16 protein-coding genes are annotated in these 17,705 nt (G+C 35.4%); 6 read left to right on the top strand and 10 right to left on the bottom strand.

Annotated elements, in window-relative coordinates; translation table 11 throughout:
• Positions 1 to 21 precede the first annotated feature (21 nt).
• Both IPN31_15135 and obgE read left to right on the top strand, forming a co-directional pair.
• A complete protein-coding gene (locus tag IPN31_15135) occupies positions 22 to 600 on the top strand; it encodes an adenylate kinase (GenBank protein MBK8683209.1) in 579 nt (192 codons plus the stop codon).
• A gap of 6 nt (positions 601 to 606) precedes the next feature.
• Positions 607 to 1,623: a GTPase ObgE gene (gene obgE, locus IPN31_15130; GenBank protein ID MBK8683208.1), complete on the top strand. Its 1,017-nt coding sequence runs from the start codon at positions 607 to 609 to the stop codon at positions 1,621 to 1,623.
• Positions 1,624 to 1,826: 203 nt separating this feature from the next.
• Here obgE and IPN31_15125 read toward each other — a convergent pair whose 3' ends face one another.
• The 9 genes from IPN31_15125 to IPN31_15085 all read right to left on the bottom strand — a co-directional run bounded on the left by IPN31_15125 (position 1,827) and on the right by IPN31_15085 (position 11,441).
• Entirely contained in the window at positions 1,827 to 2,708 is an 882-nt protein-coding gene (locus IPN31_15125; GenBank protein MBK8683207.1) for an NAD kinase, read from the bottom strand.
• Positions 2,686 to 4,098 (bottom strand): hypothetical protein, encoded by a 1,413-nt coding sequence (locus IPN31_15120; GenBank protein MBK8683206.1) that lies wholly within the window; start codon positions 4,096 to 4,098, stop codon positions 2,686 to 2,688. The genes IPN31_15125 and IPN31_15120 overlap by 23 nt, the downstream gene beginning before the upstream one ends.
• The gene (locus IPN31_15115) at positions 4,098 to 4,763 is read right to left on the bottom strand and encodes a CBS domain-containing protein (protein MBK8683205.1); all 666 of its coding nucleotides are present in this window, start codon (positions 4,761 to 4,763) and stop codon (positions 4,098 to 4,100) included. The genes IPN31_15120 and IPN31_15115 overlap by 1 nt, the downstream gene beginning before the upstream one ends.
• 1 nt (position 4,764) lies before the next feature.
• Entirely contained in the window at positions 4,765 to 5,523 is a 759-nt protein-coding gene (locus IPN31_15110) for an alpha/beta hydrolase (protein ID MBK8683204.1), read from the bottom strand.
• Between the two features lie 52 nt (positions 5,524 to 5,575).
• Positions 5,576 to 6,151 (bottom strand): aminodeoxychorismate/anthranilate synthase component II, encoded by a 576-nt coding sequence (locus IPN31_15105; GenBank protein MBK8683203.1) that lies wholly within the window; start codon positions 6,149 to 6,151, stop codon positions 5,576 to 5,578.
• The gene (locus tag IPN31_15100; GenBank protein ID MBK8683202.1) at positions 6,148 to 6,711 is read right to left on the bottom strand and encodes a CvpA family protein; all 564 of its coding nucleotides are present in this window, start codon (positions 6,709 to 6,711) and stop codon (positions 6,148 to 6,150) included. The genes IPN31_15105 and IPN31_15100 overlap by 4 nt, the downstream gene beginning before the upstream one ends.
• Positions 6,712 to 6,715: 4 nt before the next feature.
• Positions 6,716 to 7,168 carry a GatB/YqeY domain-containing protein gene (locus IPN31_15095; protein ID MBK8683201.1) on the bottom strand — a complete coding sequence of 151 codons (453 nt, stop codon included), beginning with the start codon at positions 7,166 to 7,168 and terminating at the stop codon, positions 6,716 to 6,718.
• Between the two features lie 17 nt (positions 7,169 to 7,185).
• The gene (gene bshA / locus IPN31_15090; GenBank protein ID MBK8683200.1) at positions 7,186 to 8,337 is read right to left on the bottom strand and encodes an N-acetyl-alpha-D-glucosaminyl L-malate synthase BshA; all 1,152 of its coding nucleotides are present in this window, start codon (positions 8,335 to 8,337) and stop codon (positions 7,186 to 7,188) included.
• A 146-nt stretch (positions 8,338 to 8,483) separates the two neighbouring features.
• On the bottom strand, positions 8,484 to 11,441 hold the full coding sequence (locus IPN31_15085) for a serine hydrolase (GenBank protein ID MBK8683199.1): 2,958 nt from the start codon (positions 11,439 to 11,441) through the stop codon (positions 8,484 to 8,486).
• 185 nt (positions 11,442 to 11,626) lie between these two features.
• Between IPN31_15085 and IPN31_15080 the strand changes: the two genes are divergently transcribed.
• Genes IPN31_15080 through IPN31_15065 form a run of 4 tightly spaced genes read left to right on the top strand, consistent with a single transcriptional unit; the run spans position 11,627 to position 15,303 of the window.
• A complete protein-coding gene (locus IPN31_15080; GenBank protein ID MBK8683198.1) occupies positions 11,627 to 11,881 on the top strand; it encodes a hypothetical protein in 255 nt (84 codons plus the stop codon).
• 9 nt (positions 11,882 to 11,890) lie between these two features.
• Positions 11,891 to 13,702 carry a DNA mismatch repair endonuclease MutL gene (gene mutL / locus IPN31_15075; GenBank protein MBK8683197.1) on the top strand — a complete coding sequence of 604 codons (1,812 nt, stop codon included), beginning with the start codon at positions 11,891 to 11,893 and terminating at the stop codon, positions 13,700 to 13,702.
• 12 nt (positions 13,703 to 13,714) lie between these two features.
• The gene (locus tag IPN31_15070) at positions 13,715 to 14,419 is read left to right on the top strand and encodes a rhomboid family intramembrane serine protease (protein ID MBK8683196.1); all 705 of its coding nucleotides are present in this window, start codon (positions 13,715 to 13,717) and stop codon (positions 14,417 to 14,419) included.
• A complete protein-coding gene (locus IPN31_15065; protein ID MBK8683195.1) occupies positions 14,389 to 15,303 on the top strand; it encodes a rhomboid family intramembrane serine protease in 915 nt (304 codons plus the stop codon). Before IPN31_15070 ends, IPN31_15065 begins: the two co-directional genes overlap by 31 nt.
• A gap of 191 nt (positions 15,304 to 15,494) precedes the next feature.
• Here the strand turns inward: IPN31_15065 and IPN31_15060 are convergent, their stop codons facing one another.
• Positions 15,495 to 17,348, bottom strand: a complete 1,854-nt coding sequence (locus tag IPN31_15060; protein MBK8683194.1) for a T9SS type A sorting domain-containing protein — start codon at positions 17,346 to 17,348, stop codon at positions 15,495 to 15,497.
• Between the last annotated feature and the right edge of the window lie 357 nt (positions 17,349 to 17,705).

Below are 17,705 nucleotides of genomic sequence, written 5' to 3'. Positions count from 1 at the left end.
CCATACACAATTCCAATTGTTATGATGAATATTATTTTATTTGGCCCTCCGGGAAGTGGAAAAGGAACACAAGCAGCAATGCTGAAAGAACATTTTAATCTGTTGCATATTTCCACCGGCGATTTATTGCGTGATGAAATTAGCAGAAGTACAACGCTTGGTTTGGAAGCAAAACAATTTATGGATGCAGGGAAACTTGTTCCCGATGCAGTGGTGATAGGAATGATTGGCAACACCTTGGATGAAGCAAGCAAACAAGGTAAGCAGGGAATTATTTTCGACGGCTTTCCCCGCACCGTTGCACAAGCAGAATCATTGGATATTTTACTACAAGATAAAGCGAGTAAAATACATGGTGTTCTCAGTTTAGTTGTAAATGAAGAAGAACTCACAAAACGTATTTTACAACGTGGACTTACAAGTGGCCGCAGTGATGATACCGATGAAGCAACTATTCGAAAACGTGTAATGGAATATCGTGAAAAAACAGAACCGGTGGCAGCACATTATCGCAAAAAAAATCTTGTAAAAGAAATAGAAGGGATAGGAAGTAAAGATTCTATTTTTAATGCATTAGTTTCTGCAATAGAAACACTATAATCAATTATGGAAAAGCAAAACTTTGTAGATTATGTAAAGATTATGTTTCGCAGTGGAAAAGGCGGAGCCGGTGCAATTCATTTTCATCGTGATAAAAAAACTGCGAAAGGCGGACCTGATGGTGGCGATGGTGGACGTGGTGGTCATATTATTTTAAAAGGAAATGATCAACTATGGACTTTGTTACATTTAAAATATCAAAAACATACTTACGCCGGCGATGGAAAAAATGGAACTGGTGTATTGCGAACCGGCAAACAAGGTGACGACAGAATAGTTGAAGTGCCGCTGGGTACAATTGCAAAAAATGCAGAAACAGGTGAAGTACTTGCGGAGATAATGCATCATGATGAAGAAATAATTTTATTCCCCGGCGGACGTGGAGGAATGGGTAACAATCATTTTAAAACTTCTACAAAACAAACTCCCCGCTTTGCGCAACCCGGTGAATCGGGACAAGAACTTTGGACAATATTAGAATTAAAAGTATTGGCAGATGTGGGTTTGGTTGGTTTTCCAAATGCAGGTAAATCCACTTTGCTTTCAAAAATCAGTGCCGCTAAACCCGAGATTGCAGATTATCCATTTACTACTATTGTTCCCAATCTGGGTATTGTAAGTTATCGTGATAATAAAAGTTTTATCATGGCAGATATTCCGGGAATTATTGAAGGAGCAAGTCAGGGAAAAGGATTGGGTGATAGATTTTTAAAACATATAGAACGCAATTCAGTATTGCTATTTATGATTCCTGTGGATTCAAAAGATATTCATAAAGAATATAAAATTTTACTGAATGAATTAAAACAGTTTAATCCCGAATTACTTTTAAAAGATAAAGTACTGGCCATAACAAAATCAGATCTTGCCGATGCGGAACTAGAAAAATTATTGAGTAAAGATTTACCTAAAAAAATTCCACATATCTTCATCTCATCTCACACAGAAAAAAATCTGCTTGAACTAAAAGATTTATTGTGGAAAGCGTTGCAGGGGAGTGATTTATTAGTCCCTATTTTATAAGTTATATTTTAAATCTATTTCTGGGCAAGAAATTGTTCACGAACTGTGAATATAAAAATATAGTGAACAAATGTATTCATAATAAATAATAAGTCAGATTATGTTCTCACATAAAAAACTTTAAAAGAAAGGTACTTGCAATTATTAAAAGTGGAAAGTGCAGAATTTGAAAAACTAGTGAAAAGGACTTAGCTAACTCCCCCTCAATTCCTCTTATCATAACCCAGCCCTAATTTATTGCGGAGGGTATCTAAGAAATTTTGTTCGTTCAATCGTAGAAGTGTGATATTAAAATCTGCTTTGCGCACTGCTAATTGTACGGTGCTGTCTATGGAGCGAAATCTGGAATCGAGTGTTACTAAAAAGTTTTCTGCTCGTCCTTCTATTTCAAAACTGATTACACTTTCATCACTCACTACAAGCGGGCGAATATTTAAATTATGCGGAGCTACAGGAGTAATTACCATGTTATGTGAACTTGGAAATATGATAGGCCCACCGCAACTTAAAGAATATCCCGTAGAACCTGTTGGTGTGGCTACAATTAATCCATCTGCCCAATAGCTCATCATAAATTCACCATTGATATATGTGTGAATTGTAATCATGGCAGATGAATCTTTTTTATGAATGGTAAAATCATTTAATCCGAAGGGATGTGCGCCAAAAATATCTTTGTTACAATCTACATGAATCAAACTGCGTTTGTCTCGAGAGTAAGTACCTCTTTCCAACGAATTAATACATAACTCAATTTCATTTTTTCCGATACCTGCAAGAAATCCTAAGCGACCGATATTAATACCGAGAATGGGTACATCAGAATCTTTAACGATTGTAACTGTATCTAACAAAGTGCCGTCGCCACCTAAGCTAATCAAGTAATCAATTTCACGAATCACTTCCGGATTACTGCGGCTGAAAGTTTCAGGTGTAGTATTAAATTTTATATTATTAACCAGATGCGGATAATAATCTTCGTAAATCAGAAACTTAATTTTCCGTGCTTCCAAAATGTCAAACAAATGTTGCACAGATGGAATTGCTTCCTTATTAATTAATCTACCATATACTGCAAGCTTCATAAGTAGTGAGGTCTAATCCTAAATGTAAAAATACACCTAATTCACCCATTGCATTTACGGCACTTTCTAAACGGAATACCCAATTGTAACTGCTGGTTATATCAATGCCAAGACCTGCGGAATATAAAAAGGAATTTGAAAGTGGATTTTCACCGTTATAATAATTATCAATTACATAACCAGCATCTGCAAAAAGTTTTAAATACACTTGCACCGGAATTTCTTCTATCTTATCAGATTGAATTATTGGTGGCTTCACTTTCCAATCAATAAATTTCCATTTAATATTATTTCGCAGCAGAAATGTATGTTGCCCATCCACCACATAATATTCATAACCTCGCACAAAAAATTCGCAATAACCTAAACTTTCCAAAAGATAGTAAGGATAGTCTTTTGAAAAATTCATTTTTGTTGCAAGCATCGAAGCAATAAAAAATTTACTGGACAATGGTTTATATCCATTTGCCTGCAATGCGATTGAAACTTGATTCACAGGACTACCAAAACCGATTTTATTTATTTCCGCTTCGAAATAATGGCCTTGCAAAGGATACTGATGATTGTCAGTATGATTATCTGCAAAATGCAAAGACACTACCGGAAAATCTAAAATTTTTCGTCCACCACCCAAGTAGTCCGGATTTAAATGTGCAATTGAATCAGTAATTTCTACATGATTAAATTGTAACTTAATTCCTGTTGTATAGAAAATATTATTTCTTGTATGTAAATTAATATCTGCTTTTATTTTCTTGCGCACATTTTCATCAGATTCAAAAAACACTTGTGCATTTTCTTTAGTGGTATAATATACTTGCCGGTTAGTTTGATATGCAAATGATGCACCGCCTCCCAATTTTGTTTTTTCATTAAAGAAAGGAAGATCATAACTTGCTGCAAATTTATTTGCAAAACCAAACACGAAATTTAATCGCAGCGGATCGTTATTGCCTGTAAGATTAAATGCCACCATACCCACTCCATATTCCAATCGGTTTAATTTATGATCTTTTTCATACCACCACACATTAAAGTTTCTGTCGGCAAGGCTTAGTGAAAATTGTGGATACACATACCAGCGTTCTTTTACATCCACAGTTATAATTATAGAATTGCGATTCAGCGGTTGAAAGTTGACATATACTTCAACAAATAATCGGGTGTTTAATACATTCATAATAGATGTATCCAACATCCCCGGAAGCCGGCTTATAGCAACAGAATCACCAACAGAAAAAAGAATTTCACGTAAAATAATATGATCATTTGTTTTATTGTTTCCTGTGATAGAAATGGAATCTACCGAAACTTTTACATGCTGAGCTTGCAGAGAAAAACTCAGCAAAAAAAAACAAGTACATGTAATTAAATACAAAAATGCACGCATCAGATATTGAGATAATTCATCAGCGAATCGAAACGGTCTTTATAGATATCGCCCATATCCGATTCATCAAAATATGCTTTCACTGTATATTCATATCTATTGAACGTAGCAACGATTGCACGGATATCCGTTACATCTACTTTTAAGAATACACTATAGTTATCATTGTCGGCATTGCGATTCAAAAACATACTTAAAATATGTGCATCATTGCTCTCCACTATTCTTGCAATGTCGCTCATTACATAATCTGCTTTGCTCTCCAATTCCAATACAATTACACCACCTACATCGCTGATAGAACTCATTTTTGCAAAACTGTATAACAGACTTTGCATAGAAATAATACCGAGGTAATTCATGTCTTCATCTACCACAGGTATAATTGTAGTTTTCAAATTTGTAGCAACTCTCAATACTTCAAAAATATGCTCGGTATGTAATACAAATGGTTTATATAAATTGCGCAGATAGCTGCCGAGTTTTTCGCCGGTATTATTAAAATCCAGAATGTCGTCTTCAGAAACTAAACCGAGATATTTTTTATTTTCTACAAGTGGCAGATGCGACAATTTAAACTCCATCATCCACTCAATTGCTTTTTCGCCGGTATCACTGCCTTTGAGTGGCGGTATATTGTCTGATATAATTTCTTCTGCTAACAAGTTATGGTAATTTATTTAAAAAATCCTCAAGATATTGATTGAAAATCTGTGGTTGTTCCATCATCGGTGCATGCCCGCATTTATCTATAAATAACAATGTAGAATTCGCAATTAATTTATGAAATTCTTCTCCTACAAACGGTGGGGTTACGGTATCATTGTTCCCCCAAATAAGTAAAGTTGGAACTGTAATTTTATGTAACTCTTCACCCAAATTTTGGCGTATTGCACTCTTTGCAGTTGCCAGTACACGAATTACTTTATTGCGATCATTTACTATCTCAAATAATTCATCAACCAATTCTTTGGATGCCATTGCAGGATCGTAAAAAGTAATTTCTGCTTTAGCTTTGATGTATTCATAATCACCACGTTTGGGATAAGTATCTCCCATCGCACTCTCAAATAATCCACTACTTCCGGTGAGCACAACACCACGAATTTTTGAAGGATTTTGTAACGCAAACATCAGTGCAATATGTCCGCCTAAGGAATTTCCTAATACCACTACATTTTTATAATTCTTATAATCGGTAAACCGCTCCACATAATTTACATATCCTGTAACCGTGGTTTCTTCGATAGGCAAATCGTATAAAGGCAATATAGGAATTACAACTTTATACTTGCCACGAAAATGTTCAATTAAGTCACCGAAATTACTTAGTGCACCGAACAATCCGTGCAGCAGAAGAATAACTTCTCCCTCACCTACTTCAACAAACTTAAACTCCTGCTCTTCATTAATCTTATATTCCATACTATGATGTGTCTGATACAAATATAAATAATTTACTATCCGACAGCCTACTTCATTTTATTACAGGCAACATTTCTGACCAATTATGCAAGAGCAATTTACCTGCAGATGTTAGAATAGATTCGGGATGAAAGAGAAAACCATAAAGCGGAAAATGGCAATGTTTAATAGCCATTGGTTCACCAGAAATGGTTTGTGCAATCACTTCTAATTGCATTGCCGAAATGTCTGCAATGTTCAATGAATGATAGCGCATCACTTGCATTGGGGATTGAATACCGGAAAATATAATATCCTGATTGTGCTGAATCAAGGATGTTTTGCCATGCATGGGCACAACTGATTTTACTAACGATGCACCGAAATAAATACCCAAAGCCTGATAGCCAAGACATATTCCCAACATGGGAATGCGATGGTGAAACGATTCAATCATCTGCATGGTGATACCAGCATCCATAGGTGTTTTGGGGCCGGGTGAAATAACTATTGCCTCCGGATTCAGGGTTTCAATTTGTTGTAAAGTACATGCATCATTTCTCCACACCTCCACTTGCTTTCCTGTTTGCGCAAGATAGTCATAGAGATTCCATGTGAAGGAATCATAATTATCCAACAACAAAATCATATTATTATTTGCGTTTCCTCCTCAGACTTTTCATTGTCATCCAGATTATCAAACCAATCACTGAGATTATTAAAAATATTTTTCACCGGAGGAATAATATAACTGATCACTTTATTTGTTAGCGGCGCAAATTCTATTAAAGTATAGTATGTTTTAGAATCTGTTTTTATTTTTTCTCCCGGTAATCCCACTCTGCTGCCATACCATAATAAAGTTGAAAATAACATAGTGATTGCTAGTGCCCATAAAACTGCTCCCGCCAATTTATTGTAGAAAGTAAGTTGTAAAAAAGAAAAAATATGCTCTATTGCTTTTGCAAGTAATCGAAAAATTAAGAGTACTGCAAAACAAATTATTACAAATGAAATCAACGGCATGTAGGGCGATTGCCAATGCAATGCGTTTTGCAAATATTCAGAAACCAAGCGACTTAAATTTACAGCAGCAAGTACTGAAATAACCATCGCAATTAATGCAAATAAGCTTGCAATTAATCCACGAATAAAACCGATAACTAAAGCAATAATTAATAAGGAAACATATATAATATCTACAGCCATCAGATTAAGGAGCCAGCAACTCTTTTACCATAGCGGAAATGGTTTTGCCATCTGCTTTTCCTGCCAATTGTTTACTGGCAGCGCCCATTACTTTTCCTATATCGGCCGCTGAAGTAGCGCCTACTTGTTGAATAATTTGCTGCAAACTTTCACGCAATGCATCAGCACTCATTTGCGCAGGTAAATATTTTTCAATTACTGCAATTTCTTCTTCTTCAATTTTTGCTAAGTCTGCACGATTCTGTGTTTGATAAATCTCCAGACTTTCTTTGCGTTGCTTTACTAACTTCTGTAATATCTGTAATTCTTTTTCTGGAGCAATTATATCACTTGCACCTTTCTCTGTTTTTGCAATCAACAGTGCGGATTTAATTCCACGCAATGCTCGCAATGCAGCTTCATCTTTATTGCGCATTGCCTGCTTTATATCTTCATTAATTGTATCTACTAATTGCATATCTGCCATAAAAATAATTATGATTTAATTAATAATTTTTTCTTGTTGTTTTCCAATACTTGATTATAAAATGATTCGTATTGCGGTAAAATATTTTCAATAGAAAATTTTTGTGCCTGCCTAAATGCATTCGCTTTAAATGTTGCCAATCTTTCTTCATCAGAAAGAATGTAAAGTGCTTTCTCCGCCATTGCTTCCACATCACCCACATCGCATAAAAAACCTGTTTCTCCTTCAATATTAATTTCCGCTAAGCCACCTGCATTACTGGATATCACAGGCACCTGACAAGCCATTGCTTCTAATGCTGCCAATCCAAAACTTTCTGAAGCAGAAGGTAAAATAAATAAATCTGCAATCGCCAATAACTCTTCCACTGCTTCTTGTTTACCCAGAAAATGTACATCATCAGGATCACACACTTTGCGTACTAATTTTTCAATATTTTGTCTTTCCGGACCATCACCGATTAATAATAATTTTGCGGGTATTTCTTTGCGTACTTCACAAAATACTTTTACCACATCCTCTACTCTTTTTACTTTTCTAAAATTAGAAGTATGCATAATTATTTTTTCTCCATGCCTTGCAATTACTTTTCGAAAATGTTCTTTATTTAATTTTTTAAATCTGTCAAAATCAATAAAGTTGGGAATCACTTCTATAGATTTTGTAATATCAAAATATTGATAAGTTTCTTTTCGCAAACTATCTGAAACTGCAGTTATACCATCAGACTTTTCTATACTGAATTGCACTACCGGAATAAATGTTTCGTCTTTTCCAACTAATGTAATATCCGTACCATGCAGTGTTGTAATAAAGGGCAATGCGTAATTTTTTTCTGCAAGAATTTGTTTTGCAATATACGCTGCGGATGCATGTGGAATTGCATAATGCACATGCAGTAAATCCAACTTTTCATAAAGTGCTACATCCACAATTTTACTTGCAAGTGCAGTTTCATAAGGTGGATATTCAAATAAGGGATAGTTGCTGAAATTTACTTCATGAAAGAAAATATTTTCATGAAAAGAATCTAATCGAAAGGGTTGTTTGTAAGTGATAAAATGTACTTTATATCCTTTATCAGCCAACGCTTTCCCGAGTTCTGTTGCCACTACACCGCTTCCGCCGTAAGTGGGATAACATACAATGCCTATGTTCATAATGTGAAGTTAATGGTTACTAAATGTAATCGGATGATAAAATGTTCAGCATACAAGAAAACACTTGCTAATGACGGATATAAATCAAGAGTATTCTAACAGATAAAAAAAAGTAAAAAGTATGATAGGTGAAAGATGTAAATAAATTATTTCATAGTGGTATCTGCATTGCTGCCGAGAAAGCTCTGATAAATAACATCCATGATTTTATTGCGGGTACCTTCGCTGCTTAATGTATTCGGATCCGCTTTGGGATACACTCTGTTGGAGAGAAAAATATAAATGAGATCATATTCCGGATCAGCCCAAACACAAATACCTGTGAACCCAAGATGACCAAATGCTTTTGCACTTGCATAATCGCTGGCGGGCGAACTTTTACCCGGAGTTTTTTCCGGTTTATCAAAACCAAATCCACGTCGTGAATTGCTGCTGTATTTACCGGTAAATTTTTCTACTGTTGCGGTACTGAAATAAGACTCACCACCATAACTTCCTCCGTTTAATAACATTTGTAAAATAATAGCAAGATCTTCTGAGTTGCTGAATAAGCCCGCATGACCTTCTACTCCACCCATCATTGCAGCACCCATATCGTGTACATATCCTTGCACAACCTGATAGCGGAAATAATTATCATCTTCCGTAGGTACAATGAATTTTTTTTCTTCAAAATCCAAAGGATTAAATCCGGTATGTTTTAATCCAAGTGACGTATAAAAATTTTCATTCACATATTTATCTAATGGCTGACCGGTAATTTTTTCAACTATTCTGCGGCAAATAAACATAGTGAGATCGCTATATACATATTTACCCGGTTGTTTTAATGGGGTATCTTTTATTATTTGCCACATCGTATCACGGTAATCATCCCTCATATAAATATTATCCGCTACAGGAATTTCAAAACCCGGAATTTTATTTTGATTATAATAAGTGGCATTTAATGTTTTATCTGCATTCAATGTTTTTTTATAAAAAGGAATCCATGCTACCAATCCCGCCTGATGTGTTAATACATCCGTCATTTTAAGATTACCGATTTTGCTTCCTTTAGTATCTTCCAGATAATCGTCCACTTCTTTGGTTACATCAAAATTGCCTTTATCATATTGATGCATCATCGCCAAAGTAGTAGCACAAATTTTCGATACCGAAGCAAGATCATAAATGTATTCACTAGTAATTTTTTCTTTTTTATCATATTTGGTATAACCATAACTTTTATCCCAAATTACTTTCCCATTTTTTGCAACTAATATCTGACAGCCGGGCGCTGCTTTTACATCAATACATACTTTAGCTAATGAATCAATTTTCTGCAATCGCTCACTTGCAATTCCCACATCTTCAGGAATTGAATATTGTATTCTGCCTAGATATGCCGTACTGATACCACTGTTTACTTTGTATTGCCCCGCACCCACAGGTAATTTTCCTTTAAAAGGAATAGCACCAAACAATGCCATTGCCGCACACTGTTGTGTATAGTTATCATTATCATAACACACAACTAAATTCTGCACAGTTTTAAAATTAGTAGCAGCGTAAGGTGTGCCGAAAATTACCAGAGTTACATCAGTTACATCCGCTAATTTTTTTACTAAGTCGAATGTATTTTGATTAATACCAAAATTTTTTGATGCACTGCGTGATGTTCCATGAACTCCTATAATTACTGATTCATAATTTTTCAATTTAGTATATGTAGCGTCGAAACCGGAAGAGGCTGCATCTTTATTTAATACTGTAGAATTTACTGCAGCATATTTATCTATATATGTCTGAAATTCAGTTCGACTTCCATCACCAATACTTAGCGTTGCAATACTAAGTGTATCCAATTTTAGGAATGGAATTAATTTATTTTTTGAAATAACCAAAGTGATACTTTGCTCAGTAATTTTTCGCTTTTGCAATTTTGCTTCTGTAGTATTTAAATCACTTGCAACATTTTTATTAGGGATAGGCTTAAACTTATTCAAACCTGAAAATGCTTTTGCTTTTAAAATTCGTGTAACACTTTCATCCAATTGTTGCTCAGAAATTTTTCCAGATTCAATTGCTTTTTTAATTGCATTAAACGCTATAGGAATATCAGATGAAAACAACAACACATCATTGCCGGCAAGAAACGCTTGCACTTCTAATTCACCGGGCTGATAGTACATGCTAACACCTTTCATGTTCAATGCATCGCTGAATGTCAGTCCACGAAATCCAAGTGAATCCCGCAACAATGTTCTGCCTACAATTGGCGAAAGTGAAGAAGCCTGATTTTTTGTTGCATCTAATGCAGGTACAAATAAATGTGCGAGCATCACCGAGCCAACACCTTCATTTATTAAAATTTTAAATGGATATAATTCTAAAGTATCCAATCTTGTTTTTGATGCAGTTACTGTAGGTAAACTTAAATGACTGTCAGCATCTGTATCACCATGACCAGGGAAATGTTTTGCGCATGCAATAATTCCATTTTCCTGTAAGCCATTTGTATAAGCAACACCTTTTAATGCCACATTAAATTTATCTTCTCCAAAGGATCTGTCCCCGATTACAGGATTTGCAGGATTATTATTGATATCAACTACCGGCGAAAAACTGACATGTACACCCAATCTCATTAATTGCGATGCAATTATTTTTCCGGTGTTGTAAATTACAGAATCATCCTGAATAGCACCCCATGTTAATTGCCGTTGAAAAGCAGGAATAGAATCCAGCCGCATAGCAGGTCCCCATTCTGCATCCATTGCAATTAACAATGGAATATCACTAATACTCTGATAGCGATTTGTAAGATTAATTTGTCGCACCGGTCCACCTTGCATAAATATTAAACCGCCGATATCATATTTTTTTATCAGTGTTTCAATTTGAATCTGATGTGCAGCATCCTGATTAGAATATGCAGCCACCATAAATAACTGACCAATTTTTTGATCCAAAGTCATTGCCTCCATCATTGAATCCACCCAAGCATAATTCTTATCGTAGAACGGAATATCTCTATCGGCAGTAACAGGCGTATTATCCACTGCAATATAAGTGGCACCGAATCCGGTGGAAAAAAATAAAATCCAAATCAATCGCTTCAAAATCATTAATGTTTGTGTGTTTACAAAAGTATAAATTGACTTACTATTAGCCGCATGTTATTCACGTTATCACTACTTATTTGTACCATTTACTAAACCTTGCAAAGCTGTTCGTTACCTTTGTAAGATATCACTCAGCAAACGATTTAACAAGCTGTTGTGTTTAAAAAGAAATTTTCAGGAAGATGTTGTTTGGTAAAAATTCTTTTTTTGGAGGGCGCAGTCCACGGCAGTTTAACTATAAACCCGTGTATTGGGATCCCGAAAAAGAAGAAGCACAAGCAAAAGCCCGCATGAGAGCAAAATCCCCGGAAGGCGAAAAGCTTTCTTTATTATTAGATTACAAAAGGGATTTGCGACGCAGCAAACGCAAAACTTACAATCTGCGCATATTTATTATCGTCATCCTGCTTTTGTTGTTTTTTATTTTTCTTACTTGATAAAATCTGATGGCAGACATTATTCATTTATTACCTGATACTATTGCAAATCAAATTGCAGCAGGTGAAGTAATTCAAAGACCTGCTTCTGCGGTGAAAGAATTATTGGAAAATGCAGTGGATGCCGGAGCCGATGAAATCAGATTGATTGTGAAGGAAGCAGGCAAGTCATTAATTCAAGTAATTGATAATGGCAGCGGCATGAGCCATACAGATGCACGGATGTGTTTTGAAAAACATGCTACATCAAAAATTAAAAAAGTAGATGACCTGTTCAATATTCGCACAATGGGATTTCGTGGTGAAGCAATGGCATCTATTTCTGCAATTGCACAAGTGGAATTAAAATCAAGATTGCATACCGAAGAATTAGGAACACAAATTATAATTGAAGGCTTTGAAGTAAAAAGTCAGGAGCCCTGTCAAACTTCTGCAGGCACTTCTATCGCTGTTAAAAATTTATTTTACAATGTACCTGCAAGGCGCAATTTTCTGAAATCCAATACTGTTGAATTACGACATATCATGGATGAATTTGAAAGAATTGCATTAGCACATCCGCATGTATTTTTCACCATGCATCACAATGGTGTTGAAATATTCCATTTAAAAAAAGCAAATCTGCGTCAGCGCATTATTCATTTGTTCGGCAATAATTATAATGAAAAATTAGTCCCTGTAGAAGAAAAAACTTCTGTTACCAATCTACATGGATTTATCGGCAAACCAGAAAATGCAAAACGCACAAAAGGCGAACAATTCTTTTTTGTAAACAATCGCTTTATAAAAAGTAATTATCTGCATCATGCATTAAAAACTGCTTATGAAGCAATGTTGCCCGATGGCAGTTATCCCCTGTATGTAATCTTTATTGATATAGACCCAAAACGTATTGATGTGAATGTGCATCCCACCAAACAAGAAATAAAGTTTGAGGATGAGCGCATCATTTATACTTTTATTCATGCTGCAGTAAAACATGCTTTGGCAGCTTATAGTATTACACCCACATTGGATTTTGAAGTGGATGCCACCTTCGCTCATTTACCCGCATTTATCCGACCAATATCATCACAAAGTCTTGAACCTGCTTTTAAGACAATGCAAAGTAAAATGAATGCAAATACAGATAATACCCTGCAATCAAATTTGGCAGATACAAGAAATTTTCGGGAAAGATTTAATGCGGCAGATACAACTATTTCTCAAACTGAACACTTCGAAGATTTAAATTTTCATGTAGAAGATTCTGTGATGCATGCTTTTCAGGTGCATAATCATTTTATCATTGCACAAATAAAATCCGGGTATGTAGTTGTTGATCAACAAGCGGCACATGAAAGAATTTTATTTGAAAAATATCTCACACAACTCAGCAATAAAAAACATATTACTCAACAACAATTATTTCCTGCCACATTGCATACTTCTGTTACGGATGCGGCTATCTTAAATGATATTTTAGAAGACATCAATTGTCTTGGCTTTGATATACAACCTTTCGGAAAAGATACTTTTGTAATTCATGGTGTTCCACCGGAATTGACAGATACTAATGAAAAACAAATAATAGAAAATTTATTAGAGCAGTTTAAGCAAAACACTGCGGATTTGAAATTAGATAAACATACAGCAATTGCAAAGGGTATGGCAAAGAGCAATGCTATTAAATCAGGCAAATCACTTACACTTACTGAAATTAAATTATTAATAGATGAGTTATTTGCATGCAAGGTACCGCATGCTTCCCCCGATGGCAATCACACATTTATTACCTTTGGTTTAGATGACCTGGTGAAACAATTTCTCAAAAAAAATTAAGGCTATAAAAAAATGACGCAGTTCGGAATGCAGCGATTTAATTTCCTGCCACCAGTAATAAAAAATTTATTAATCATTAATGGGTTGGTTTTTTTGGCAACTCTCACTTTCCCCTCTTTAATAGAAAAGTTGGCGATGTATTATCCTACGTCGCCCGAATTTCAACCTTATCAGATAATTACCCATTTATTTACGCATGGAAGTTTTGGACATGTGTTCTTTAATATGTTTGCCCTCTGGATGTTTGGAGCTGTCTTAGAAAATGTTTGGGGAGGAAAAAGATTTTTAATTTATTATTTTATTACCGGTATAGGTGCCACCTTATTATACACCGGCGTGCATGCAATTCAACTGTATCAAATCACCGGTTCTATTTCACCTGACATATTAAAAGAAGGGTATATTATTGGCAACTATTCCGAAAGTAATTTAAGTACTTTGCGTGCAATTTTTTCACCATTGGTTGGTGCATCGGGTGCTGTTTATGGTGTATTACTCGCCTATGGTATGCTGTTTCCTAACACACTTATTTATATATATTTCCTGCTGCCTTTAAAAGCGAAATACTTAGTGATGATACTTACCGCTATTGAATTATATATGGGCTTTATAAATAATCCTGCAGATAATGTTGCTCACTTTGCGCACTTGGGAGGGATGTTGGTTGGTTTTGTTTTAATTAAATATTGGCAAAAATCAAAAACAAAATTTTATTAATTCCCATGCTGAATGAAATAAAAAAGAAATATCACCTCGGAAATGTTATTACAAAACTGCTGATAATCAATATTGGCATTTTCGTTTTACAAAGTTTGGTAATGTTGTTTTTTACAATTTTCGGGAAGCAAGATTCTTTTCTTCGGGTGATGGATATGCTCTATTTCCCCAATCATATAAAAGAATTTTTAAGACAGCCCTGGAGCATATTTACTTATCAGTTTCTGCATACCCCTTTCGGCATTTTTCATGTGCTGTTTAATATGTTGTTTCTGTTTTTCTTCGGGCGTATATTCACGCAGTTTATGAATCCTCGTTATGTGTTTCCATTATATATTACAGGTGGTGTATTTGGTGCATTATTATTTATGATCACATTTAATATGTCGCCGGCTTTTCAATCAAGTGCTATGTTAGTCGGTGCATCTGCATCTATACTCGCTATCGTAGTTGCAGCCGCCACATTAGTACCTGACTATACAGTATTTCTGATGTTAATCGGTCCGGTAAAATTGAAATGGATTGCATTAGTTGCATTGTTGATTGATATAATAAATATTTCTTCAGGTAGCAATGCCGGTGGACATATCGCACATCTTGGTGGTGCAATGGCAGGCTTCTTTTTTATTATTTCATATCGCCAGGGTTACAATTGGTTTGGATGGATTTTTCGTTTGATTGATAAATATCATAAGCCAAAACGCAATAAACCTAGAGTGGCTTATGTAAGAAATAAACCGGTAGAAGAAAATGAAAAGAAAACTTCGGTTTCCAATCAAAAACGTGTAGATCAGATCTTAGATAAAATTTCTAAATCAGGATATGATAGTCTTACAAAAGAAGAAAAGGAATTTCTTTTTAAAGTAAGCAATGATAAAAAATGAATTGGCTATTTCAGAATTATTTGTTCCTACAATTTTCAATGTAGTATTTCAAATGTTTTATTAAATATCACTTCACCCAAAATAATTGTATTGAAATATTGATATGTTGATGATTTACATTTTTCTTTTTTCTTGAAAGATGAACATCAGAGAACATATTAATTCTATGTTCCCTGATGTTATGATAATTATTATTCTTTGATAAACTTTAGTAATGTAATTATATCTGCCTGTTGCAGTTTTACAAAATATATCCCCGCTGATAAATTGCTAATATCTATAACAACTATATTTTCTGATGTACTGATTGTTTGAACAGATCTGCCTAATGCATCCATTATTTCAATATGCTTTTCAGAAGCGTTATCATTTTCTATTTCCACAGTTAATTGTGATGAAGCGGGATTGGGATAAATAGTAACACCGCTACTTATTTCTCCAAGGCGCAATGGTAAGGTTGTAAAATATGCAACGGATGAGAAGTCGGTATTTTCTTCTCCGCATTTTGTTCTCACTTTGTATTCATATTCTGTACCTGGTGACAAACCTTTAATGGTTTTAGTATTTGAAGTTGATGTAACTTTTATCCATGTCAAATCATCCACCGGGCGATAATATATCTGGTATTTGTCTGCACCAGAAATTGTATTCCAGTGAATTTTTATAATGCTTGGTGTAATGTTGTGAACCATTAAACCGGAAGGGAAAGTACAAGTCTCCGGGTAAAGTTTTACTACCCAATAATCAAGACCACCCAAATTCGGTTCCGTTTTGTCGATTGAATTTTTCGATGAACTATATCCCCCTAAGAAATATCCACCATCGCTTGTCTGGATGACGGAATTCAGCACGTCAGTACCCACACCACCCCCTCCTATCGTATTCTCCCACTGGATATTACCTAAGCTGTCCAGTTTTACTACCCAGTAATCAACATAGTGGGCTGGCTCGGTCTTATCGCCGGAAATACCAGAACGACTTTCTCCACCTAAAAGATAGCCGCCTTCACTTGTTTGGATGACGGAATACAGCCAATCAACATCACTCCCTCCTATGGTATTCTGCCACTGAATATTGCCCGAGCTATCAAGTTTTACCACCCAATAATCATAAGAACCCAAACCGTCCTCTGATTTGTCACCTGAAATATTAGAGTTGCTATATCCTCCTAAAAAATAGCCTCCATCACTCGTCAGGGTGGCGGAATACAGCACGTCCAAATTACTTCCTCCTATAGTATTTTGCCACTCAATATTGCCTATGCTGTCAAGTTTTAAAACCCAGTAATCACCGCCTGAATTTGGTTCCGTCTTGTCGCCGGAAATATCAGAAGTACTATATCCAGCTAAAAAAAAGCCCCCGTCACTCGTCTGATTGACAGAATATAGGTAATCCACCATGCTTCCCCCGAAAGTTTTCTGCCACTGAATATTGCCCGAGCTGTCGAGTTTTACAACCCAGTAATCATCACCCAAACTACCCTCCGTCTTATCGCCGGAAATACCAGATTTGCTAGTTCCCCCTAATAAGTACCCACCTTCACTCGTCTGGATTACAGATATTAGGTTATCATCATTACTACCTCCAATTGAATTCTGCCACTGGATATTACCTAAGTTGTCCAGTTTTACTACCCAGTAATCTGCGATTCCCAGATTCGCCTCCGTCTTGTCACCAGAGATACCCGATTTACTATATCCCCCTAAAAGGTAGCCTCCATCATTCGATTGGATAACAGACCTCAGCAAATCTATTTCACTACCTCCAATAGTTTTCTGCCATTGAATACTGCCCGTGTTGTCGAGTTTTATTACCCAGTAATCATCAAAACCTTTACTCGCAACTGTCTTGTCGCCGGATATGTTCGACCAGCTAGATCCCCCTAAAAGATAACCACTATCACTCGTCTGGATGACGGAATATATCCAATCTCCATCGTCTCCCCCGATGGTGTTCTGCCATTCGATTAGTGGCGCCTGAGCTTTTAGTTGAATTGATATTACAATTGATATTATTGTAATAAATAATTGAAGTTTATTTTTCATTATTCAAAGTTTAAATCTGCATGTGCAGAAGGTTAAAAAATACTATTCAATCATTGGTCTCTTTTCTTCTTGAATTTTCTGCTGGATTTAATACTTGTTTGCCTGAAACAACTTGGTGGAAATTGCAAATCAACTTTGGGGTTAAGTGAAATTGTAAATTCCACTAATGGTATTAAAAGACGTTTATTTAAGATTTTCAGTTTTGTAATCTCCGGCTTAACTGAGATAGAACAGAGTCTTTATAGCCACCTGACAAATGAGAAATATTCGTCTAGGTAAATGTATCTTAAAAAATTGAGACTTGAAAGGACTAATGGTGTTAATTTTTCATTTTAACTAATTTCACGCTGTGAATAT

It is taken from the genome of Bacteroidota bacterium (genome assembly GCA_016715425.1).
Taxonomy (GTDB): Bacteria; Bacteroidota; Bacteroidia; order Chitinophagales; family BACL12; genus JADKAC01.
Note: the sequence above shows the minus strand (reverse complement) of the source record. Positions and strands in the feature narration are given on the sequence as shown.

Bases quoted from the DNA above. Each gene is read 5' to 3' on its own strand.
- IPN31_15135 (MBK8683209.1), top strand. From the start codon at position 22: ATGATGAATATTATTTTATTTGGCCCTCCGGGAAGTGGAAAAGGAACA.
- obgE (MBK8683208.1), top strand. From the start codon at position 607: ATGGAAAAGCAAAACTTTGTAGATTATGTAAAGATTATGTTTCGCAGT.
- IPN31_15125 (MBK8683207.1), bottom strand. From the start codon at position 2,708: ATGAAGCTTGCAGTATATGGTAGATTAATTAATAAGGAAGCAATTCCA.
- IPN31_15120 (MBK8683206.1), bottom strand. From the start codon at position 4,098: ATGCGTGCATTTTTGTATTTAATTACATGTACTTGTTTTTTTTTGCTG.
- IPN31_15110 (MBK8683204.1), bottom strand. From the start codon at position 5,523: ATGGAATATAAGATTAATGAAGAGCAGGAGTTTAAGTTTGTTGAAGTA.
- IPN31_15105 (MBK8683203.1), bottom strand. From the start codon at position 6,151: ATGATTTTGTTGTTGGATAATTATGATTCCTTCACATGGAATCTCTAT.
- IPN31_15100 (MBK8683202.1), bottom strand. From the start codon at position 6,711: ATGGCTGTAGATATTATATATGTTTCCTTATTAATTATTGCTTTAGTT.
- IPN31_15095 (MBK8683201.1), bottom strand. From the start codon at position 7,168: ATGCAATTAGTAGATACAATTAATGAAGATATAAAGCAGGCAATGCGC.
- bshA (MBK8683200.1), bottom strand. From the start codon at position 8,337: ATGAACATAGGCATTGTATGTTATCCCACTTACGGCGGAAGCGGTGTA.
- IPN31_15080 (MBK8683198.1), top strand. From the start codon at position 11,627: ATGTTGTTTGGTAAAAATTCTTTTTTTGGAGGGCGCAGTCCACGGCAG.
- mutL (MBK8683197.1), top strand. From the start codon at position 11,891: ATGGCAGACATTATTCATTTATTACCTGATACTATTGCAAATCAAATT.
- IPN31_15070 (MBK8683196.1), top strand. From the start codon at position 13,715: ATGACGCAGTTCGGAATGCAGCGATTTAATTTCCTGCCACCAGTAATA.
- IPN31_15060 (MBK8683194.1), bottom strand. From the start codon at position 17,348: ATGAAAAATAAACTTCAATTATTTATTACAATAATATCAATTGTAATA.